Below are 20,200 nucleotides of genomic sequence, written 5' to 3' on the forward strand. Positions count from 1 at the left end.
TTATTTACTATGAATAATAAGGAAACGGATATACTGACTTTAAGAACGGTAAAAGAGTTACATTCTTTTATGGGTCTTCCCGGGCCGTTGAACCCCCTGGTCACGATCATCGATCATGCCAGTACGAATGAGCCCAGTGCGTTTTCCGGGTCTAAACTGCTGTTGAATTTTTATAATATTTCAATTAAAAGAAGTTTTAAAGGGAAACTAAAGTATGGGAAAAATCACTATGATTTTGATGATGGAATCATGTCTTTCGTAGCTCCAAACCAAATCATTAGTATTGACAGAGGCGAAGACAGAAACACTGATGGATGGTCATTGTTATTTCACCCTGACTTAATCAGGCAATATCCATTAAGCAGAGTTATAAAAAACTATGGTTTTTTCTCCTATAGCGTCAACGAAGCATTGCATCTTTCCAGCCTGGAGGAAAAAGTTATCGAAAACATCCTGCAAAACATTCAAAAGGAAATAGAGTCAAGATTAGATAATTTCAGCCAGGATGTAATTGTCTCTAACCTGGAACTTTTATTCAATTACGCTAACCGATTTTATAATCGGCAGTTTATTTCCAGGAAAATGGCTTCGAATGATTTGCTAGCCAGCTTTGATGAGGTTCTGGATAAGTATTTTTCTGCCGATTCACACTCGACCTTACCTACTGTTGAAAAAATAGCCGCTGAATTAAACGTTTCGTCTTCTTATTTAAGCGATATGCTACGCAGTTTAACAGGGCAAAATACACAGCAACATATACATCATAGACTGATCGAAAAATCAAAAGAAATTTTGGTAATGACAAATCTTACGGTCAGTGAAATTGCCTACCAATTAGGATTTGAATACCCTCAGTCCTTCAGCAAGCTTTTTAAAAGTAAAACTAATTTAACCCCGATACAATTCCGACAGAGTTATAATTAACTATCCTTTAGAGGCATTTAATACTATGGTGATTTATAATTATTACCGGGCGAAATTAAATAATTAACGTGCTGTCCATTGTCAACTTCGAATCTTTTTACTGTCTAAAATTCATCTGAGGCCTTCCTATTGGTTTAAACGTTCTGACAGTTTACTTCAATTAATAGTGAAATATTTTCTGATTTTAAATTTTTAGCTGCTTATCGGAACTTAAGTTATTTATCTATATCGAAATTGGTTAAAATATTAATCTAAAAGAGATCATCGATAAATTTAAATAAAGATGAGTTCTCGGAGTTAGTATCTATAGTTACTAATCGTTTTTTATAACTGATAGTGTGCGATAAATTAAATATCAGGACTACTATTCATATTTCCTTTATGTAACAATCCCCATTTTTTCAATTCATCCATCATCGGCATGGTAGAACTGCCTAACTCCGTGAGACTATATTCAACCGTTGGAGGTACGGTCGCGAAAATCTGGCGACTAATCAGCCCATCAGCCTCCAGCTCGCGCAACTGCGAAGTGAGCATTGTCGGCGTTATCCCGCGAACCTCCCGTTCCAGGACCTTGAACCTTTTGGGGCTTTCTTTAATCAGGGCATTGAGTATCGGTAATTTCCATTTTCCACTTAACAATGAGACCGCATATTCAACGGCACACAATATATTTTTTCGTTTTTCAATTTTATTCTCACTCATTATCAAATAGCTATAGTTTTTAATACTAATACAGTTTTTGTGTACTACTTGTAAAAGTATAGCATTGGGAATATTTTTGCAAACAAATCAATAAGAAAGTATGAAAAACTCGATGAAAGCCATATGCTCTACACCGGGCGGTGTGGAATTACAAAACGTTCCCATGCCTGTTAAAGCAGAACCCAAGCACCTGCTGATCAAAATGGGAGCTTGTGGTATCAACCCAGGCGATAAGTCATTTATCGGTCGCACCTTTCCGATCGGCCTGGTATTAAGTAAATATGAGATATATGGCGTGTCAGGGGTTGGTAACGTTGTGGAAGCTGGCGACAATGTACCGGAGGAATACATAGGAAAACACGTAGCCATTTATCGCTCACTAGTCCCAAGCAATCATATCGTGGGTACCTGGTCGCAATATGCACATGTGCATTACCTGGATTGTGTAATCCTTCCGGATTCAGTCGACATGCTTGACTATTCCGGTTCACTGGTGAATATCATTACGCCTTATGCATTTTTAAAACAAATACAGTTGGAAGGCCATAAAGCTATTATTACTACAGCAGGCACATCGGCTACAGGAATTGCTATGGCCGGCATCTGTTTGGCCTATAATATTCCACACATCGCTATAGTCCGGACAGCGGAAGCAAAAGAGGAATTATTAGACCTGGGCGCGCGGCATGTTCTGGTTCAGGGGGACGCAGATTTTAAAAACCAGCTGAAAGATCTTGCACAAGCCTTATCTGCAACGGCAGTTTTTGACGGTGTAGGCGGCACCATATTAAATGACATCATTGACGTGTTACCCAACAATACGACGATCTATGCCTATGGATTTCTTGGAGGATCAACCCCGTTAACGGTACACACCAGCGCATTGATTCGCGGGATCACCATTAAAGGATTCAGCAATTTCAGGTCGGCGACCGTGCTTGATTTGCCGGAACTAGAAAGAGCAATGCAAGCAATAAGCGAAATTATCCACATGCCCCATTTTAAGACTAAGCGAGGGCCTTCGTTTAAACTGGAGGATATTGCAGATGCACTCGCTTTTTCCACTGAAGATGGCGCAAAAGCAATTCTCCACCCATTTAAATAAATCCGGTATTAGATTATTCAAAATAACGGATGTAAAATCACAGAATTATATGATTGATTTTTAGGGAGGTAAAAGTTTTAACGGTCACCATATGGTAACTGTTAAAACTTAAATGCTCACCATAATAATGACAGCCGACTCGGGAAATTTGCGCGGAGGCTAAGACGTTCTAATAACGGTGTCTTAAAGGTTCATTTAGAATATAGTTGTGAGGAAATGGAAATAAGCTATTCACCATTGTTTTCATGTTAAATAAATTTAAATTCTTTCTTTTTTTTTATCTATTGGTCACGGCGTTTCCGTGTAAGATCTTAGCCACGCCCAGAATGTCCATCGTTTACACAGTTTCTTTCCCTTCACCGGAAACACATGAAATCCAGGTAAAAATGGCCGTAACCGGAATTCATCAATCTCATCTGTTATTAAAAATGCCGGTCTGGATCCCGGGATCTTACCTGATCAGAGAGTTCTCGAAAAGTGTTGAAATGCTCACCGCGGAGCATGAAGACCAAAATCTACAGGTGCATAAGGTTGCGAAGAATGAATGGGCAGTTTACACCCCCCACATTCATACCGTTATTATAAAATATACGGTCTATGCTTTTGAACGTTCGGTCCAGAATAGTTTTGCAGACATTTCACATGCTTTTTTGTCAAATCCCGGAATTTTTATTTATCCATCAGGAATGTTAACCACGGCTTCGATAGTTCATGTCCTGCCTTACAAGAATTGGACAACCGTTTCTACGAGTCTCGCCCCAATTAAAGGTGATTCAAATACTTTTTTCGCGCCTAATTATAACGTTTTGTTTGATTCTCCATTTGAAATTGGCAACCAGGATCTAATTAATTTTAAAGTCAAAAATACCAATTATCAAATGGTCATATACGGGTCAGGAAATTATAATAAGCAGCGGATGGTGAAGGATCTAACCAGGGTCATCGAAAAGCAGACTGAAATTTTTGGAGAGAACCCCAATCGGAATTACCTTTTTATTCTTCACAATTACCAGCAATTAACCGGCGACGGTCTGGAACATTTAAATTCTTCAGTTGTGGAACTCTCCAGAGATATGTTTACCGACAGTACGCTTTATCATATCTTTTTGAATGTGATGGCGCACGAGCATTTCCACTTGTGGAACGGTAAAAGACTGCGGCCAATTGCGTTAGGCCCGTTTAATTATGATCGTGAAAACTACACGAGCGAGCTTTGGATTGTAGAAGGGTTTACGCGTTATTACGAAAATACTACGGTTAATCGCACGAAACTATTCTCCGTCAATTACTATCTACATGAACTTTCTCAGAATATCAGTTTTGTAGTTAATCAATCAGGCCGACCATATGAGTCGCTTGCTGAAGCTAGTTTTGATGCCTGGATCAAGCTTTACCGGCACAATGAAAACTCAGCGAATAGTACGATTAACTACTATAACCAGGGGGCGCTTATAGCGATGTTGCTGGATCTGGAGATCATTCATGACTCACATGGTGCATACCGGCTGGACGACGCCATGCGCTATATGTATGATCTTTATGAGAAAAAACGGCACCGGGGCTATACCGATTTAGAGTTCCGGACCGGAACGGAAAAGTTTACAAACAGGAATCTTTCTAAATTTTATAAAAATTATATTAACGGGACCTTACCAATTGACATCGACCATTATTTGAATTTCGCCGGGTATAAACTTGTTGATGAGAATGCCGGCACCAACAATCCCTGGGTCGGAACTTATACCGAACCCATAAACGGCAACCTCAAAATTACTGAAATGGTGCGGAACAGCAGTTTTTACCAGGCCGGGCTGAATGTGAATGACATCATTACAGGTATTGATAACTCACCTGTTATTGATCTTTCAGCAGCTGTAAAAAACAAAAAGCCAGGCGATGTAATCGGAGTATCCGCATTACGTGATGGGTTACCGATGACGTTTAAAGTAAAACTGCTGCGGAGACCTTACGTCCAATACCATATCTAAAGCGAAGCGGATTTAACAGCTGAACAAACGACTACCCGAAAAAAATGGCTGGAATAGCTCTGGAAATAAAATAATCTTATTAATCATTCATGAAAGATCAACTAATCAATATTCTTAACAAATTGCCCTTAACAAGGGTAAAAAATGGCGATTTTAATTCGTTCACCTGTATATGGATAGCTATCCTGATTACCTTATGCTTTCAGATGCCGGGAAGTGCTGATGCTCAACAAAAAAATGCGTCTCGTAAATCAATCAACTTTCCCTTTGAAGCGGCCTATTGGGATACCGCATCAACGAAATCAGCATTCGTGAATTTTAAAGGCATGAAAGTTCTAAAAATGAAACCTAATACCAATCCGGTCGTCCTTAAGAATTATAAATTGTCTAACGGCACAATCGAATTCGATACGCAGCCGGTTGATGTAAAAGGATTCAGCCCGATTGGTGTTTACTTCAGAAGAAGTGGTGAGAAGGAATCGGAGTACATCTATTTCCGAACAAAAGTAGACGACCGCAAACGGGACGATGATGATATTCAGTATGTGCCAATCATCAAAGGGTCATTGCCATTTAATATGTACAGCCATTTCGACGGACCTGCCGATTTTCATGATGATCAATGGAATCATGTAAAAATTGTTCTTTCCGGCGTGCAAATGAAAGTCTACGTTAATAATATGACTGAAACCGTACTAGATGTCCCGAGGCTTGAAAGTAACAGCAGCAGTGGAACCATCGGATTTGACGGGCAGGCCTATTTCGCGAATGTGGTGATTAGCCTTGGAGATACCGACGGACTTTCACCGCTGGAAGGAATCGATCCTACCCGTCATGATGTTAACTATATCAGGAGGTGGGAAAGAAATACAGCCAGGATACTTCCCCAGGGCAAAGAACTAACTGTACAGGATTTACCGGGCGACACGGCAAAATGGGTTCCCATCCTGGCTGAGCGGCGCGGGATGGTCAACCTGACACGGACATACGGCGGCTGTGATACGAACAGGTACGTCTGGCTCAAAACCAACATCGTATCTTCTAAAGATCAGCTCATGCAATGCCAGCTGGGCTTTTGCGACGAAGTATATGTCTTTGTTAATAGAAAATTAATTGCTGCCGATAAAAATCAATTCGGACAGCCTATGAGCAAATTTCCGAACGGGTGTCTGAATATCGATAATTCTGTGATTACCCTTCCGTTAAAAAAAGGTGACAATGAACTGCTGATCGGCCTGGTCAATAATTTTTATGGCTGGGGAATCATGGCAAGGCTCAGAAGCCTTGCGGGCATAACTATTTTGTAGCGCATACAACAAACTTTTAACATGCTGAAAGAAAATCCTATGTATTCATTAACGAGAAGGGAATTGATTAAAAAAAGTGGAATTGCATTTGCGGCGCTTTCCTTACCTTTCCCTTTGAAATTATTGGCGGCCGATAAAGGAGAGCGATTCAAAATGATACCAAAAATTGACTTACAGCCATTTACCGTGCATATTTCAGAACAAGTGCTGGACGATCTGCGATCCAGGTTACGAAATACCAGGTGGCCGGATCAAATCGCCGGATCTGGCTGGAGTTACGGTACGGACCTGGCTTATCTGAAAACTTTAGCTGACTACTGGCAGCGCGATTTCAACTGGCGGAAGGTTGAAAAGGAAATCAACGCTTACCCTAACTTTTTAGCTACGGTTAATGGGCACCAGATCCATTTTATACACATCAAAGGAAAAGGAAAACGCAGTATTCCTTTGCTGATTACGCACGGATGGCCCGGATCTTTTCTCGAAATGATGAAACTGATCCCATTATTGACCGAAAGTCCTGACTTATCTTTTGATCTGGTGGTTCCGTCCATCCCCGGATTCGGATTTTCCGCCAAAGTAACGGAGCCAGGGTGCAACAGTTCCTATGTTGCAGATCTCTGGCACGGGCTGATGATTGGGCTAGGGTACGACCGATACGGCGCGCAGGGCGGAGACATCGGGTCGGGAATCAGCACCTGGTTATCGCTCAAATATCCTGAAAATATTATCGGGTTACATCTTAATTATATTTCCGGTTCCTATAAGCCGTATATGCAGGAAGGCGAGCAGCTTTCCGATGAAGTATTGGCGTTCCAGAAAAAGGGTGCTGAATGGTCGGCAATGGAAGGCGCATATGCTTATATGCATGCCACCAAGCCGCTGACCGCTGCTTACGGGCTCAATGATTCGCCGGTAGGTTTATGCGCCTGGATCATTGAAAAGTTCCATGGGTGGAGTGATAACAAGGGAAATATTGAATATGCTTTTACTAAAGATGAACTACTGGCCAATGTGACGCTTTATTGGGTAACGGGAACCATTCATTCGTCCATGCGGATATACAATGAAAACAGTAAACGACCATTAGTCTTTGGGAAAGATGATTTTGTCAGGGTTCCGGTTGGATTCGCAAGTTTTCCAAAGGAGCTGCCTACTCCGCCGCGCTCTTACATTGAGAAAGGTTTTAATATCCGGCATTGGACAGCTATGCCTTCAGGTGGACACTTTGCCGCGGTTGAACAGCCTCTTTTGCTGGCTAAGGATATTGTTGATTTTTTCAGCGGGTTGGTTTAAGATAAGGTCATTGCACTACTGTGAAGCTGTTGTTACTTAAAGAAATAATCGGTTGATAAAAGAAAGTCATCTGATTTATGCAAAGTATATGAAATTTAACGTCAGGCCCTCGAAATGTATCATCTTCAGTTTAGTTGCGATTGTTTTAAACTGTTTTTTATGGCCCGGTATAACAGACGCGCAAATCCGGCAGCCGAAGACATCTTTTACTGTATCTATGCCTGACCCCGGCAGCCAGCAGTATCACGTGCATCTTATTTACAGCCAGGGACAAAAGGCTCTAAATGACTTCCATATGTGCGCTTGGACCCCCGGCTTTTATGAATTGATTGATTTCTCGTCCGCGGTTACCGGCTTTAATGCAAAAGATGAGAAGGGCAATAATTTACCCTGGAAAAAAACCGATTCCAATACCTGGCAAGTCGCCAACCCTAAAAGGCGGCCGTTGATAATTGATTATGATGTAAAAGCTATTGTTCCTTTTGTCGGAAATATATACCTGGATGAGCATTACGGTTATATCATTCCCGGAGGATTGCTGATGTACGTGAAGGATGCGTTAAGGCACCCTGTGACGCTGGAAATCAAGCCATATGCGAAATGGCCGAAGTATGTCGCTACGGGTTTAAAAAAAGTGCCCAAGAAAAAGAACATTTTTTACGCGGCAGATTTTGATGAGCTTTATGACAGCCCTTTATTGATGGGTAACCTGGAGGCGCTTCCATCATTTACTGTCAACGGGATTCCGCATCAGTTTGCCGGCTACAACCTTGGTGATTTTGACCGTCGGCAGTTTATTGCAGACCTCCAGAAAATTACAAAAAGTGCGGTGGCATTTTTTGGAAATATCCCGTTCAGACATTATACTTTTTTAGCGACGGGTATGTCACACGGTGGATTTGGCGGTGTTGAACACCTGAACTCCACGTCGTTGATGCTGGGTAACAAAGGCTTAATGGCGCCTGATAGAAAAGCAACATTTTATGAATTTCTTGCGCACGAATATTTTCATTTGTATAATGCCAAACGTATCAGGCCTGTGGAGTTGGGGCCCTTCGATTATAGTAAAGAAAACAAAACAGACCTGCTTTGGATCTCCGAAGGTTTTACCGACTATTACGAATACCTGATCGTTCGTGGTGCAGGACTGATCGATGATCAGCAAGTTTTAGCGGGCTATCAGGAACACATCGGCAATTATGAAAATACGCCGGGCCACCTCTACCAGACGTTGTCGGAATCGAGCCGGAGTATCTGGTCGGTCAGGGGCGCACCAACTACGCGGGATAAGGAAGAACTTAGCAAAACGATTTCAGTATATGATAAAGGCTGTGCACTGGCTATGCTGCTTGATCTGAAAATAAGGCATGAAACCCAAAACCTCCGTTCACTGGATGATGTGATGCGGTTATTATATCATGATTACTATCAGGTCAAAAAAAGAGGATTTACCGGACCGGAATTCTGGATTACCTGTAAACATCTGGCCGGCGTACCGCTGGATGAACTCATTTCCTATTCCACTACGTTAAAACCCGTGGATTACCCTAAGTATTTCGCTTATGCAGGATTAGCGATTGATACAAATACCCATCATTTAGATGGCAATAACCTCGGTATAACGGCGGCTGTCAAAGACAGCAGTCTGTTGATTAAAGCGATCGCCTGGAATTCTCCGGCTTTTAAAGCAGGTCTTCAGCAGAATGACCGGTTAATAAGCGTTGGGCATAAAAAAGCCGCGCTAGAATTGTTTGCATCGGCGTTGAAGGATTATAAAACAAATGACACGCTCAGTATTACCGTGAGCAGGGCAAATAAAACGATTGAGTTAAAATTGAAATTAACGTCCTGGGACACCCGGTTTTTTACGATCAATCCGATGCCCCATCCAGACCAACTGCAAATGCAGATTTACAATGGATGGCTTAGGCACTCAGAACACTTGCCAAAAAAGAAAAACCGATGATGATTTTTAACGCACAAGCTGTAAGGCAACGTTTTTTGCAAACCGGTGTTCAAGCACTTATTACAAATACTTAAAAAATCACCAATTCATTTTAAAAAAATAGCGGACATTTGTTTTAATAAAATGGAATAATGGCAGCTATCCCGGTAAAATATCTGAACAGACAGCAGGAAATCACTGACCATTTCCTTTATCAGATGAATAAGCATATGGATGAGTTCATGGCGGGCTATGTGGAAGAAATGTTATCGCTGAAAGACATCGCTAGTATTATGTGCCTGCATCCTGTCCACATCAGCAATGTCATTAAGCTACATACCGGGTTCCACCCCTGCCATTTTTATGAACTGCGTATCCTGAACGAGGCAAAAAAACTACTTGCAGATTATTCCCTGACCATAACCGATGTGGCCAGGCGGTTAACATACGATAATTCCAACTTTACCAAGTATTTTAAGGAGTATGCCGGGATGACACCTACAGCCTACCGTAAGATAGTCAGTGAACAAGCCCAAGCTGATCTACCTGCTCCCAACACAAAACTTTACCTGGTTGCCTGACGAAAAATAGTGTTCCACCACTTGACGTTCTCTTTATTCCCTTTTTTTCCTGGTTTATACTTCCGTTACATACGATTCGCTACCTTATTTAGGGATATTTTCTATGCTCCAATTACTTTAATCTTCACCATTTATAGTTAAATCTTCACCAGCTGCAAGGCTACCCGAAGGGCGACCTTTGTATAAACAAACAATCAATTGATGACAACAAAGAAAGAACAACCGGAACTGGTTAAAGTATTAACGGCGACAGAACTTGAGGCGATAGAGATATTTTACAGCGCCTGGAAAAAGCATGAGCCGGAGCTGCTCGACACCGTCTGCACGGCAGACTGGAAAGATATACCCCTTGGGCCGGGTCAGGCGGATGGTCCAAAAGGGTTGAAAGACATTATCCGCGGGTTTACTGCAACCTTCCCGGACGTGGAAATTATCATTCACGAAATCTATGGCACTCATGAACGTGCCGGTGTAAGGGCGGCATTTGCTTTTACGCATAATAAAGAGCTCATGGGCATCCCTGCCACAGGGCAATGGGTCGAGCTTGCCCTGCATGAATTTCACCATCTCAAAGACGGAAAATTAACCCATACCTGGCACCTGGAAGATTGGTTTGGCCTGCTGCTGAAGACGCGAACGTGGGCGGGAGCCGGCTTAGGAGGTAATTAATTAAAACAGGAAAATGAAGACAGAAAATAAAAACGCAATAATCACCGGTGCCAATAGCGGAATCGGACTGGCGCTTACCCATAAATTACTGGCAGAGGGTTATAACGTATTTGGTACGTCGAGATCCGGCCTGATAGCAGATTTAACACACGAGCACTTAAAAGTTTTCCGCGTGGATATTATGGACGGTGAACTTATCAACGCCGCAGTTGTAGAAATTGATGCAGCTGGACTAAAAATTGATTTGCTGGTCAACAATGCAGGCGTTGCACCGGACGTATTTGACGAAGAACCAGAAATTAGTGCACTAGATGAAACGTTTGCAACCAATGTAAAAGGCACTGTGTTCTTTACGGAAGCTATATTACCCTTGCTCAATCATGCTGCACAGGTACTGTTCATTTCTTCGAACATGAGTTTGCCGAAGAATATAGCAGCTAACGGACCCGCTTACCGGATGTCAAAAGCTGCAGTTAATGTTTACGCTATGACGCTGGCCCAGCGCCTGGAAAGCCGGAACATCCGTGTAACACCGGTTCATCCGGGCTGGGTACAGACCCGTTTAGGAGGCGAGATGGCACCCTATACCACCGCACAATCCGCTGAGGGTATTTTTACAGCAATACAACAAAACACAGAAAATGGAAAGTTCTGGAATATAATGGCTGGCGGTATCGAGGAATATTAATATTGGGAACTGTGGCAAAACGTACAAACCGTTACGAGCTGAAATTGAAACGAATCGGGGTGCCGGAAAACGAAGAGCATGTGTCTGGTCAAATCCACCTCGTGGTCGCAAACCATGACGACATTTTTGCAATCATTGAAAAATTGAAACAAAAAGATTTATTCATTAATCAGCAGCAATCCGCTGAATTTGCCGTAGGTCTTAAGTGATTCAGCGAAGTGATGGTTAGCAACCGGCAACACCTGATCTTTAAAGCCTTCCGGCCTGCCTTTAGACTATTTATGGAGAAGTTAAAAAATACGTAGTCAGACTTTATTTCCGCAAACTTAACCGGGAAATTCAGGTTACTCAGGACTTGTTTTTCCCGGTAAAGTTTGTCCTATTTGAAAAATGGTCTTCCGTTTAATGCCTGTACGAGAATCAGGATAGCTACAAAACTGTAGATTGCCGCTAACAAAAACGTGAATTTCACGTTTTTTAACCCATAATATGAAACCAGGGGTATGATCTGTAGAGCATGCATACCTACAAAATGGGCTATTCTCAGGTCGCCCAATTTTCTTGTCCAGTTGAGTACCGGTAAACCACCGCCGCCATCCGGTCCGCCAACGGTATGTGAACCACGGGCGCCCATCACCAGGCCTTCCAGGGCGAAAATAACAAATAAAAATATGCCTAGGCGGATACTCCAGATATAGTATTCAGGAAGTTCCGGAAATGAACGTGTACAAAATAAAACGCCGATGTAGGCTGTATATAAGGTTATCCCAACGGCCGCCAAAGCCATTATTCCTAAGATCAGAGCGTACACGGGTGTGCTGCGATTATAATGGGATAATTGCCCCCGTGATGCCTGAAAAGCGATATAAAAAAGTTCAAATCCCAATAGAACAATCAGCGCCCAACTGTAACCATTAACTTGACCCGGAAGCCTTAAATACCAGCAGAACCAACCCATTGTCCAACTAAATATGCCGATGGACAGCGCAAATTTAAAGGGCTTGTAAAACGCATTTGCACCCGTAACCTGCATTTGGCTAACCCTTGTTGCACCCAAAAACACGATAGCACTGATCAAACAGCACCAACCAAAATAAAATAAGGGTTCATTTCTGAATTTCAATGTTATAAGAAAGTTATTCATGGATGGAATGCTATGAATTTAAAATGCTAACCAATATTTTTCCCTTTGCCCTGCCGGTCTCACTGTACTGATGGGCTACAGCTACTTCTTCCAGTGGATATTCCCTGTCAATGATCACCTTAAGTTTATGTTCAATTATTAATGTCATAAGCTGGTTCATATCTTCAGTACTTGGATTATTCCAAACGCTCTTAACTTTTTTTGACCGGAACAAATTGAATAGCATGGCAAGCATGATCCGGAAAGAACCTACTGTCGTTACCAAAATTCCGCCTTTTTTAACCAGGCGCTGAATTTTTCCGATATCAAGCTTACCTACCGTGTCAAACACAATATCAAACTGCTTACCCATCCCGTAGACGTCCTGTCTGGTATAATCAAAGACCTGATCCGCATGTAATGCCTTCACGTTTTCCAAATTTTCTTTGCTACAAATTCCGGTTACCTTGGCACCAGCTAATTTAGCCAGCTGAACGGCAAAACTTCCGATTCCGCCATATGCTCCGTTAATAAGCACTTCATCACCAGGTTTTACTTTAGCCGTCAGGCAGAGCCCGTTGTGGGCAGTACCACCGGCGCATGGCAGGCAGGCGCCTTGCGCAAAATCGACAGCGTCAGGAAGTTTAAATACAGCTTTTTTATCAACCGAAACAAACTCTGCATAGGTGCCGAATTTAAATCCGGTATTCACCGTTACCCGGTCGCCCTTTTTTAAGCCTGCGACATTTTTGCCAACTTGTTCAATGACTCCCGCACTTTCAGATCCAAAAACTTTCGGGAACTTACGCCCGGCAAACAACTTAAATTGCCCGGCGCGAACCTTGCAGTCCATCGGGTTTACCGTCGTATAGTAGTTTTTGACCAGCACTTGATTAGGGCCCACTTCCGGAACAGGTACCTGGGCCATTTGGAGTTCGTTAACTGAGCCGAATTTATTGATAATGATCGCTTTCATTTTCTCCTAAAATTATGTATCAACTATAGTAGTTTATATGTGACGCAAACTTCAGGTTATTAATAGTGATTAAATAGCTATATTCGGCTGAATAATAGTCGCAAAAGGTCAAAAATGATACTTGAATTTAATAGTCCTAACCTTTCGGGGCTTCTCCCGGCAATTGCAGCAGCAACAGGCAGTGTCATTGAGAATGGCACGATTAAAATAGGGGAAAAATTTGGTAAAGGTTATATAAAAGCTATTGTTGTCAATCCGCAGTTATGGATGCTGATCCGGCAGTATGAATTGAAAGAGGAACTTATCATTAAACGAGGGCCGGTTACCGATGGGAATAATACCATCATATTAGCTTTTCATAATCTATATCGGGACATCGGCGAGTTATACGACAACACTCGTTCTTTGCCCTCTGTACAGATTGCAACGGCAGGGGTGGACTACGAAGATTTTTTTCCATCAAATACGAAGGTGAATACCTTAATTATTCTGATCCATTTAAATTTTTTAAGAGATCTATTGGACCCGGTTGGTAGAAACGATTTTTTTCAAATAATCCTATCGGGAACGCAATCATTTTTATTCGAAGAGATCCTTTCGCCGGAAATGCAGGACGTTGCCGATGAGATAGTCGGTGAACAAGATCCAGGAGCCTTGACCGATTTTTACTACCGGTTGAAGGCGGAGGAACTGATCTACCTTTTTTTCAAAACACTGACCAGGCGCGACGATCTATCCGAATATCTGCCCAATAAAGAAGATGTTAAAAGAATTTACGCAATAAGAGACAAAATTATCGCTGACCTCAGCATTAACCCCAATTTAGCCGATTTGGCAAAACAATACGGCATGAGCGAAAGTAAAATAAAACGGCTCTTTAAACAGATCTTCGGAGATACCCTCTATAATTACTACCAGTCCATCCGAATGAAACAAGCGGCATTTCTCATCAGGGATCAACGACTTTCAATTGCACAGGCGGGCTATCAAATGGGTTTTACAAATCTCAGCCACTTTGCACGAGTATTTGAAAGGTATCATGGCATAAAACCTAAAAAATATGCCAAAATATATTAACTGCTTCCTACCAATTCTGTCCATATCGGTGTAACCCTACTGTGCGGAAAAATTTTAAAATTTAATTTTTGAGGTGTTTTGCAATAATTCAAGTACGCCCGCTATTGGTTATTGATCGTTTCGGTCAATAGGTGACGCTTAGCTTTAATTTTTTCACACTATTTGGTGATAATTCCTTGAAATGTTATACATAGTAATTAAAACTCAGGACATTTTAATTATCAATTATGAGAAAATCGCATTGGCGCAGGTTGAGATTATTGAAAGCGGTAAAGCGTAATTGCTAAGTTTTGCAAAATATTTGTACAATCGAAATTTAATAAATTATCCCAATATGATGAAAGAAGAACAAACACTTAAAAACATAGTACTCATAAAAAAAGCTTACAGAGGATTCAATAACCGAGAAATTGATGCGGTATTGTCTTTGATGCATCAGGATATTCATTGGCCTAAAGCATTTGAAGGAGGTTACGTAATCGGCCATGAAGCCGTCAGAGACTATTGGACCCGGCAATGGAGTGAGATAAATCCGAAAGTCGAACCGACAGCTATTACTGAACGCCCTGACGGAAAAGTTGAAGTGGAAGTGTTCCAGCTCGTCAAGGATCTAAGCGGAAATATTTTATTTGATGGGAAAGTAAAGCATGTGTATGTGATCAACAACGGTTTGCTACAGCAAATGGACATTGAGCTTACCTGATCAGTTGACCGACAGAATCGAAATAATTGCAAACAATACAATGTGTTTTTATTCTGTTTGGATTTTGACTATCCACAATCTTTCAACAAGCTATTTAAAAGCAAAACCAGTTTAACCCCGGTTGAATTCCGATAAAGCTTTTATTAAAATGTCAATTTTATTCGTCACTTAGCTGGCATAGCTTTACGTTCCAGAAGACAATTTTGAAACCGGCCTGTTTTTCAGCAAAGCGGCTGGCCGTAGGCGGGCTTGATTTGCTGGAAGTCAGGCGACCCACCACGCCGCCCTGCCTGTTGCGGATGAAAGCAGCAAGTGGCAGGGCGGCGCGATTTTTTTACGATCTCAGTTTGAGTAATTTATCATAGCTATCTTGCCAGTAAGCCTCCATCGCAGCATACTGTTTGGCATAAGCGGAGTCGGTATGCCGGTAATGGTGGTAGTCGTCCGCTTATAAAATTGCCAGGTCTAAATCAGCCACATGAATGGTTTTTCCGGCCAAATCTTTAATTTTCCTATGTTTTTTGTATAAATCCGCATTAAGCTGTAGCATACTCTAATGATTCGTCACAAACCACTTTAAGGGGCTGTGTCCGGAAGTCATGCAGGTTCATAAAAAACCCACGGTTGGGTAATATGCCCTCACGAAATAATTGCCATAAAAGTGAAGCCCCCATATTGGCTAAAGTAGAATTGATGAATAAATCCTGTTTGGTGAGCGCTTCGGCTAACGAGCAACTTGGCGTATCGTCGGTAGTATCTGCCATTTCCAATAATGCTTTAAAAGTCTCGGTTACAAAAGGAAGGTTACCCACCGGCGCAAACTTTTCCGAGGCGGGTTGTTTAAGATTGCCGATGGTGGAAAGTATCACTTGTCCCGTGTCTTTGCTATTGCCTAAATCCATCCAGTATAGCGGCTTATTGCGTTCATACCCCCGGTAATCTTTGTACTCCCCTAAAATTTCTGCGATTTCAAACCGGGCGGCGGCATTATCCACGCAGGTTATATAAAGGTTTGCTTTGCCGCCATCGGGGAAATATCGCCGGGTTTCGGTATCGTAGCGTTTAGCAATCGCTTTCCAGTTCGTACCGAAAAAGCGGTTGATACGGTTAACAAGGGCAACACTTTTATGCAAGCCGATTTCTGCTTCCGCAAAAAGCTGCCTTCCGAGGTTGGCAGGGCTTACGGTATCATCATCATAAACGGTAACGATCAAGCCGGGATAGTCAAATGCAAGCATGGCTTGGTTCATTCGTGCGAGCGCGGCGAGCATTTGGCTCCCCGTTCCCCCGGCGCCTATGAGGTTGACAGTAATCGGGTTGGTGGGATTGACCAAATAACTATCGGTTATGTGTACTGCGGTTAAAGTGTTCATCGGATTAAGTTTTTGAGTTGATATTGGGTTGCGTTCAGCACTTCGGTGGGAAACGGTTCTGCTGTGGCAGTCAATTGTTGCCAAAGCTGTATGATGTTACCTTTTATGGGTTCATGTCCTCCAATGAGGTGGCTGAAATAGCTGTTAAAAAAGTAGTCCTGCCATAGTGCTATGAATTGCTCCAAGCTGCAATCGTTTGGGATGCGGATGCGCACGTTCCCCATGCATACTCGGCCGTCATTATAAAGATTAAAAAACGGGGCGTAAAAAAGCGGGGTGCTTTCTGTAAAGCCAGTATGTAATGAGGCAAATATTTGAAGACTGCCTTTACCCGCTTTCCATACGAGTGCAGGGATATTTGCCATTCCTGACAGGATACCCAAGTTTTCAGTAAATAGCAATTTTACTGGCTTGGGCGGGGTATGCCATACTACACAACCATCTGCACCACTGTTCAGGTGCAAAACATTGGCGGGCATTAACCCTTTAGGCGTTAAAAAACCCTGTGCTTTCTTTTCATTTACCTGCAAAGCTTTAGCAAAGTTGTTACTTTCCCTGACGGATAAAGGATGCCCGTTAATTGGGCAACCTTGCTCATCCATGTCGTAACTTTCGATATAGTAATCAGTTTGTTGGTTTTCGCCTGTTTTGCGCAGGATAATCAAAGCTTTTACCGGCTCGTATAAATTCCCGAATGTTCCTGTTAATTCTTTCATGGTTTGCGGTGTAAAAGGGTACATAAATCGTCTATCAGGGCGAATGCCTTTTGCTCATAGGCTAATTCATTGGTATAGCCGGGTTGCGGTTTATTAAAAAACGTGATAACCTCCGGCTCCTGGTAACGGGTGCGCTCGTTAAAATCATCGTTTACCATACTTTTCAGGCGTTCACTCAGGCTGTCGTCCACGCTTCCGATAAAGGATATATATTCATGCATACCGACATAATTATCTTCATAATCCTCCACCTCGTAATCGCATAAACTGGCATGCCTGAAAAGGTTTGCGTTTGGGAAATCCTTTCCTAATTGCAGGCAGGTATTTGCCACTTTAAGGCAATCCATTTCAAATTGAGTTACGGCCTTAAAATTGGCTATCCTGTCGCCCAAACTTTGGCGAAAACCGCTTTCCATCATTTTAGCCTGGATTAAATCGCCCTGTATTTTGGCGTTTTCGAGGGCTGTTTTTTCATGGGCATATTCCTCATTTTCACCATCGCCCCAATCATCGTTTATCCAGTCTTCCAAAGCCTCGTAATTATAATACATATAAGTGTCCTCGTCCCGGTAATAAGTAATCCCTGCCTCGGCATACAGATAAGCGCAGACAGCCGTCAATAGTTCGGCGCAGGGAATATGAGCTACATTTTGCCACAATTCATAAATCGGCATTACCGGGATATAATACAGGCAAAAATCTTCGTCAAACGTTTCTACTATCGTCAAACATATTTCGCAGTTCTCCTGTCCGATTATTTTTAAGTGGCGGTATTTGTCTTTTACCCTAAGTTTGCGGTGCAGCTCCCTTTCAGCCATCAGCAAATTATATGGGTACGGCAGGCAATGAAAGTCAGCCAGTTCTAATCGGTAATGTTCCCCGAGATAAGAACGGGATTTAAAAAAATCCCGTTCTGTGGCTGAACGATCCGGCAACTCCGGCGCAGGTGCGTACATGGGCGTAAAACTATGCCTTAAAAAACCATCGGTAACAGGTGCAGCGGTGCCGAGCGCGGCGGGTTTTGCCTTACTTCCTGCGCATCGGGCAGCCTGTCGAGGTCTTTGGCGAATTGAGCGATTTGCTGATGTAGTTTCCATTGCGGTTGTTTTCGTTGCTGTATCAATCTGTTTTCGGTTTGCTTTTCCATCGTTAACCTTTCGTACCTATGGTGGATACAAATTCGTATTCCCTAAAGTCATCCCTGAATTCAGGGCCGACTATCTTGGCAGTCGTCAAAATGGCGTAGAGGTTGGCAAAGTGGTTACAAACGGCTTCGGGGCTAAAGTCTTCGTTGGGGTCAGTGAGCCGTATCTTTTGACCGTTCTCGGTATGGATAAATATCCGTGGTAATAATTTTGTCTGTATCATGGAGGTGGAGATTAAGAGTTATAATTTAAAAGTGCTTTTTCGTAAAGGCTGGCTTGCTGTTCCAAATACTGGCGTTTCTTTTTCAATTCGTTTTCCTTGTTCGGGTGTTCTTCGATAGTTGGTAAGATGCTCAGGGCTTCGGAGAATTTGAACTTTTTAATCAGTTCAGTAACCTGTTCCATCGCTTCGTCATAAATTTTCTTCTTTTCTTCCTTGCTGATTTTCGGCTCCGGCAATTCCACATCAGCCGTTTTTTTAGTAGCGGTTGCTGTTGCTTGTGCTTTTTCCTTGTTCTTCTTATCTTGTTCCAGTTTAGAGGCAGCTTTGGCTTCTTCCACGCTTTTTAAATGGGCTTCCATATTGACTTGTAAGCCCGCACTTTTAATAATCGGTTCGGTGACCTTATCGAAAAAGCTTTCGTCCAATTCTCCGGCAGTACCCGAAAGTGTCAGCGGGACAATCAGATTGACCGCTTTATCCCCGCAGGTCGTGTTGAATAATTGCGATACGATAAAATTGCCTTTATCGTCGGTGGTGATAACCAGTTTCCAAACCCCTTTAAGGTTCAGACTTGCGATATTTTGAAAAAAGTTAGTTGTCATGGTGTTAATTTTTTGGTGTCCGTTTATTTAATGCTGTTAAATGGTTTGCCGACCTCCCGTCTGCGGTAAACAAGTATTCATTGGTTAAAATACTTTCCTTGATAGCAGTATCGCTTGTCAGAAATTCGTATTGCTTTTCAAGGGATCGGTAAAGGTGGCGATTGAGGATTTCCGCTATGGAGCGTAGCCATTCTTCAAGTTTATCCAGTTCTTCAAAAATATTGTCGTGCGATTTGCCGTCTTTGATAACTTCGGAAATGCCTAAATCTGTTACCACGCCGTACTGTCTCGTCCTGCCTATAATTTGTGGTTCGCCCGGCAACAAGCCCTTTGCTACCAAAGCCATCACCCTGCGGTCAATCTGCGGAACGATGAATACAAATTCCTGTAGCGGTGCATAGTCCTTCCACGATTGGTTAGCGATTGACGTAACCAGTTGGGGGATGTTGACTAAAGCGGAGAAACTGCAACCGTCTCCCTGTGAATAGAAGCCCCTGAATTTGATTTTATCTTTAATCGCGGCAATACCCATATAGGAACACAATTCCATAAAATCCTCAAATTCATCGTCCCACCAGTCAAAATTGACATTCAAATCCCGGTAGGTCGTCAGTGCTTTTTCCTTGCTGATTTTGTCCAGTTCGCTGAAGCTGTAAAGTTTTAACATTATCGTTTTCATAGGCTCAAAGCGGTTTGTTTTCGATGGTTAAAAGATAGTTGGTGTACCTTTGGGTAAGGTTTTCACCCTTACGGAAGATGTCGGTTTTATAGAAATACCGCTCTTCAAAAAAGGCTACGACTTTTGTTTGGAGGTTAATCTCATAACGATAAGTAGCGTTTACCCGCAGTTCATTCGGGGTGCAATGCTCCCCTAACAAAGCCAGTTCCGCATCCGTATCGTTCAGGGCTAAAAGCGGTAACAATAGAGATTCTACGATATAGGCCTGTTCAGGGGCGCTACTACTGTCAGCAACGCAAATAATAGCTTTGCCGTTAGTGAGGGTGATATAAAGATTTGAGCGTGTCATATGCTTTGATTTTAATTTCGGGGGGA

Annotated in this window: 22 protein-coding genes and 1 pseudogene; 12 read left to right on the top strand and 11 right to left on the bottom strand. The window is 42.4% G+C overall.

Annotated elements, in window-relative coordinates; all coding sequences use genetic code 11:
* The first annotated feature begins 9 nt into the window (after positions 1-9).
* Entirely contained in the window at positions 10-924 is a 915-nt protein-coding gene (locus QWZ17_RS27380; RefSeq protein ID WP_290308535.1) for a helix-turn-helix domain-containing protein, read from the top strand.
* 348 nt (positions 925-1,272) lie between these two features.
* Here the strand turns inward: QWZ17_RS27380 and QWZ17_RS27385 are convergent, their stop codons facing one another.
* Positions 1,273-1,629, bottom strand: a complete 357-nt coding sequence (locus QWZ17_RS27385; RefSeq protein WP_290308536.1) for a winged helix-turn-helix transcriptional regulator — start codon at positions 1,627-1,629, stop codon at positions 1,273-1,275.
* Between the two features lie 100 nt (positions 1,630-1,729).
* On the opposite strand from QWZ17_RS27385, the gene QWZ17_RS27390 reads away from it, so the two are divergent.
* The 9 genes and pseudogenes from QWZ17_RS27390 (at position 1,730) to QWZ17_RS27430 (ending at position 11,513) form a co-directional block, all read left to right on the top strand.
* Positions 1,730-2,734: a zinc-binding dehydrogenase gene (locus QWZ17_RS27390; protein WP_290308537.1), complete on the top strand. Its 1,005-nt coding sequence runs from the start codon at positions 1,730-1,732 to the stop codon at positions 2,732-2,734.
* A gap of 326 nt (positions 2,735-3,060) precedes the next feature.
* Entirely contained in the window at positions 3,061-4,722 is a 1,662-nt protein-coding gene (locus QWZ17_RS27395; protein WP_290308538.1) for a M61 family metallopeptidase, read from the top strand.
* Positions 4,723-4,811: 89 nt separating this feature from the next.
* Positions 4,812-6,029 carry a LamG-like jellyroll fold domain-containing protein gene (locus QWZ17_RS27400; RefSeq protein WP_290308539.1) on the top strand — a complete coding sequence of 406 codons (1,218 nt, stop codon included), beginning with the start codon at positions 4,812-4,814 and terminating at the stop codon, positions 6,027-6,029.
* Between the two features lie 21 nt (positions 6,030-6,050).
* A complete protein-coding gene (locus tag QWZ17_RS27405) occupies positions 6,051-7,325 on the top strand; it encodes an epoxide hydrolase family protein (protein ID WP_290308540.1) in 1,275 nt (424 codons plus the stop codon).
* A gap of 88 nt (positions 7,326-7,413) precedes the next feature.
* The gene (locus QWZ17_RS27410) at positions 7,414-9,291 is read left to right on the top strand and encodes a M61 family metallopeptidase (RefSeq protein WP_290308541.1); all 1,878 of its coding nucleotides are present in this window, start codon (positions 7,414-7,416) and stop codon (positions 9,289-9,291) included.
* Between the two features lie 131 nt (positions 9,292-9,422).
* Positions 9,423-9,851 carry a helix-turn-helix domain-containing protein gene (locus tag QWZ17_RS27415; RefSeq protein ID WP_290308542.1) on the top strand — a complete coding sequence of 143 codons (429 nt, stop codon included), beginning with the start codon at positions 9,423-9,425 and terminating at the stop codon, positions 9,849-9,851.
* A 201-nt stretch (positions 9,852-10,052) separates the two neighbouring features.
* Positions 10,053-10,520 carry an ester cyclase gene (locus QWZ17_RS27420; RefSeq protein WP_290308543.1) on the top strand — a complete coding sequence of 156 codons (468 nt, stop codon included), beginning with the start codon at positions 10,053-10,055 and terminating at the stop codon, positions 10,518-10,520.
* Between the two features lie 13 nt (positions 10,521-10,533).
* A complete protein-coding gene (locus tag QWZ17_RS27425) occupies positions 10,534-11,208 on the top strand; it encodes an SDR family NAD(P)-dependent oxidoreductase (RefSeq protein WP_290308544.1) in 675 nt (224 codons plus the stop codon).
* An 11-nt stretch (positions 11,209-11,219) separates the two neighbouring features.
* Positions 11,220-11,513 (top strand): annotated as a pseudogene (locus tag QWZ17_RS27430) (DUF3861 family protein).
* Positions 11,514-11,587: 74 nt separating this feature from the next.
* Here the strand turns inward: QWZ17_RS27430 and QWZ17_RS27435 are convergent.
* Together QWZ17_RS27435 and QWZ17_RS27440 are read right to left on the bottom strand one after the other, a co-directional pair.
* Complete coding sequence (locus QWZ17_RS27435) at positions 11,588-12,352, bottom strand: hypothetical protein (RefSeq protein ID WP_290308545.1); 765 nt, start codon at positions 12,350-12,352, stop codon at positions 11,588-11,590.
* 10 nt (positions 12,353-12,362) lie between these two features.
* Positions 12,363-13,307, bottom strand: a complete 945-nt coding sequence (locus QWZ17_RS27440) for an NAD(P)-dependent alcohol dehydrogenase (RefSeq protein WP_290308546.1) — start codon at positions 13,305-13,307, stop codon at positions 12,363-12,365.
* 114 nt (positions 13,308-13,421) lie between these two features.
* On the opposite strand from QWZ17_RS27440, the gene QWZ17_RS27445 reads away from it, so the two are divergent.
* On the top strand, positions 13,422-14,384 hold the full coding sequence (locus QWZ17_RS27445) for a helix-turn-helix transcriptional regulator (RefSeq protein ID WP_290308547.1): 963 nt from the start codon (positions 13,422-13,424) through the stop codon (positions 14,382-14,384).
* Between the two features lie 334 nt (positions 14,385-14,718).
* On the top strand, positions 14,719-15,087 hold the full coding sequence (locus QWZ17_RS27450; protein ID WP_290308548.1) for a nuclear transport factor 2 family protein: 369 nt from the start codon (positions 14,719-14,721) through the stop codon (positions 15,085-15,087).
* Between the two features lie 536 nt (positions 15,088-15,623).
* On the opposite strand, the gene QWZ17_RS27455 is transcribed toward QWZ17_RS27450, so the two are convergent.
* The 8 genes from QWZ17_RS27455 to QWZ17_RS27490 form a co-directional block, all read right to left on the bottom strand.
* A complete protein-coding gene (locus QWZ17_RS27455) occupies positions 15,624-16,460 on the bottom strand; it encodes a PRTRC system ThiF family protein (RefSeq protein WP_290308549.1) in 837 nt (278 codons plus the stop codon).
* On the bottom strand, positions 16,457-17,176 hold the full coding sequence (locus tag QWZ17_RS27460) for a PRTRC system protein B (RefSeq protein WP_290308550.1): 720 nt from the start codon (positions 17,174-17,176) through the stop codon (positions 16,457-16,459). The genes QWZ17_RS27455 and QWZ17_RS27460 overlap by 4 nt, the downstream gene beginning before the upstream one ends.
* Positions 17,173-17,994 (bottom strand): hypothetical protein, encoded by an 822-nt coding sequence (locus tag QWZ17_RS27465; RefSeq protein WP_290308551.1) that lies wholly within the window; start codon positions 17,992-17,994, stop codon positions 17,173-17,175. The genes QWZ17_RS27460 and QWZ17_RS27465 overlap by 4 nt, the downstream gene beginning before the upstream one ends.
* Positions 17,995-18,149: 155 nt before the next feature.
* Entirely contained in the window at positions 18,150-18,323 is a 174-nt protein-coding gene (locus tag QWZ17_RS27470; protein WP_290308552.1) for a hypothetical protein, read from the bottom strand.
* Between the two features lie 2 nt (positions 18,324-18,325).
* Complete coding sequence (locus QWZ17_RS27475) at positions 18,326-18,544, bottom strand: PRTRC system protein C (RefSeq protein WP_290308553.1); 219 nt, start codon at positions 18,542-18,544, stop codon at positions 18,326-18,328.
* A gap of 11 nt (positions 18,545-18,555) precedes the next feature.
* Positions 18,556-19,146, bottom strand: coding sequence for a hypothetical protein (locus QWZ17_RS27480; RefSeq protein WP_290308554.1), 591 nt, complete (start codon positions 19,144-19,146; stop codon positions 18,556-18,558).
* A gap of 4 nt (positions 19,147-19,150) precedes the next feature.
* The gene (locus QWZ17_RS27485; protein WP_290308555.1) at positions 19,151-19,813 is read right to left on the bottom strand and encodes a DUF8835 domain-containing pootine; all 663 of its coding nucleotides are present in this window, start codon (positions 19,811-19,813) and stop codon (positions 19,151-19,153) included.
* A gap of 16 nt (positions 19,814-19,829) precedes the next feature.
* Positions 19,830-20,174 (bottom strand): penicillin-binding protein, encoded by a 345-nt coding sequence (locus QWZ17_RS27490; protein WP_290308556.1) that lies wholly within the window; start codon positions 20,172-20,174, stop codon positions 19,830-19,832.
* Positions 20,175-20,200: the final 26 nt, after the last annotated feature.

The organism is Mucilaginibacter flavus (assembly GCF_030409315.1).
Lineage (GTDB): Bacteria > Bacteroidota > Bacteroidia > Sphingobacteriales > Sphingobacteriaceae > Mucilaginibacter > Mucilaginibacter flavus.

What these genes read in the sequence shown, in the direction of transcription:
- QWZ17_RS27380 (WP_290308535.1), top strand. Translation starts at nt 10, where the DNA reads ATGAATAATAAGGAAACGGATATACTGACTTTAAGAACGGTAAAAGAG.
- QWZ17_RS27385 (WP_290308536.1), bottom strand. Translation starts at nt 1,629, where the DNA reads ATGAGTGAGAATAAAATTGAAAAACGAAAAAATATATTGTGTGCCGTT.
- QWZ17_RS27390 (WP_290308537.1), top strand. Translation starts at nt 1,730, where the DNA reads ATGAAAAACTCGATGAAAGCCATATGCTCTACACCGGGCGGTGTGGAA.
- QWZ17_RS27395 (WP_290308538.1), top strand. Translation starts at nt 3,061, where the DNA reads ATGTCCATCGTTTACACAGTTTCTTTCCCTTCACCGGAAACACATGAA.
- QWZ17_RS27400 (WP_290308539.1), top strand. Translation starts at nt 4,812, where the DNA reads ATGAAAGATCAACTAATCAATATTCTTAACAAATTGCCCTTAACAAGG.
- QWZ17_RS27405 (WP_290308540.1), top strand. Translation starts at nt 6,051, where the DNA reads ATGCTGAAAGAAAATCCTATGTATTCATTAACGAGAAGGGAATTGATT.
- QWZ17_RS27410 (WP_290308541.1), top strand. Translation starts at nt 7,414, where the DNA reads ATGAAATTTAACGTCAGGCCCTCGAAATGTATCATCTTCAGTTTAGTT.
- QWZ17_RS27415 (WP_290308542.1), top strand. Translation starts at nt 9,423, where the DNA reads ATGGCAGCTATCCCGGTAAAATATCTGAACAGACAGCAGGAAATCACT.
- QWZ17_RS27420 (WP_290308543.1), top strand. Translation starts at nt 10,053, where the DNA reads ATGACAACAAAGAAAGAACAACCGGAACTGGTTAAAGTATTAACGGCG.
- QWZ17_RS27425 (WP_290308544.1), top strand. Translation starts at nt 10,534, where the DNA reads ATGAAGACAGAAAATAAAAACGCAATAATCACCGGTGCCAATAGCGGA.
- QWZ17_RS27435 (WP_290308545.1), bottom strand. Translation starts at nt 12,352, where the DNA reads ATGAATAACTTTCTTATAACATTGAAATTCAGAAATGAACCCTTATTT.
- QWZ17_RS27440 (WP_290308546.1), bottom strand. Translation starts at nt 13,307, where the DNA reads ATGAAAGCGATCATTATCAATAAATTCGGCTCAGTTAACGAACTCCAA.
- QWZ17_RS27445 (WP_290308547.1), top strand. Translation starts at nt 13,422, where the DNA reads ATGATACTTGAATTTAATAGTCCTAACCTTTCGGGGCTTCTCCCGGCA.
- QWZ17_RS27450 (WP_290308548.1), top strand. Translation starts at nt 14,719, where the DNA reads ATGATGAAAGAAGAACAAACACTTAAAAACATAGTACTCATAAAAAAA.
- QWZ17_RS27455 (WP_290308549.1), bottom strand. Translation starts at nt 16,460, where the DNA reads ATGAACACTTTAACCGCAGTACACATAACCGATAGTTATTTGGTCAAT.
- QWZ17_RS27460 (WP_290308550.1), bottom strand. Translation starts at nt 17,176, where the DNA reads ATGAAAGAATTAACAGGAACATTCGGGAATTTATACGAGCCGGTAAAA.
- QWZ17_RS27465 (WP_290308551.1), bottom strand. Translation starts at nt 17,994, where the DNA reads ATGGCTGAAAGGGAGCTGCACCGCAAACTTAGGGTAAAAGACAAATAC.
- QWZ17_RS27470 (WP_290308552.1), bottom strand. Translation starts at nt 18,323, where the DNA reads ATGGAAAAGCAAACCGAAAACAGATTGATACAGCAACGAAAACAACCG.
- QWZ17_RS27475 (WP_290308553.1), bottom strand. Translation starts at nt 18,544, where the DNA reads ATGATACAGACAAAATTATTACCACGGATATTTATCCATACCGAGAAC.
- QWZ17_RS27480 (WP_290308554.1), bottom strand. Translation starts at nt 19,146, where the DNA reads ATGACAACTAACTTTTTTCAAAATATCGCAAGTCTGAACCTTAAAGGG.
- QWZ17_RS27485 (WP_290308555.1), bottom strand. Translation starts at nt 19,813, where the DNA reads ATGTTAAAACTTTACAGCTTCAGCGAACTGGACAAAATCAGCAAGGAA.
- QWZ17_RS27490 (WP_290308556.1), bottom strand. Translation starts at nt 20,174, where the DNA reads ATGACACGCTCAAATCTTTATATCACCCTCACTAACGGCAAAGCTATT.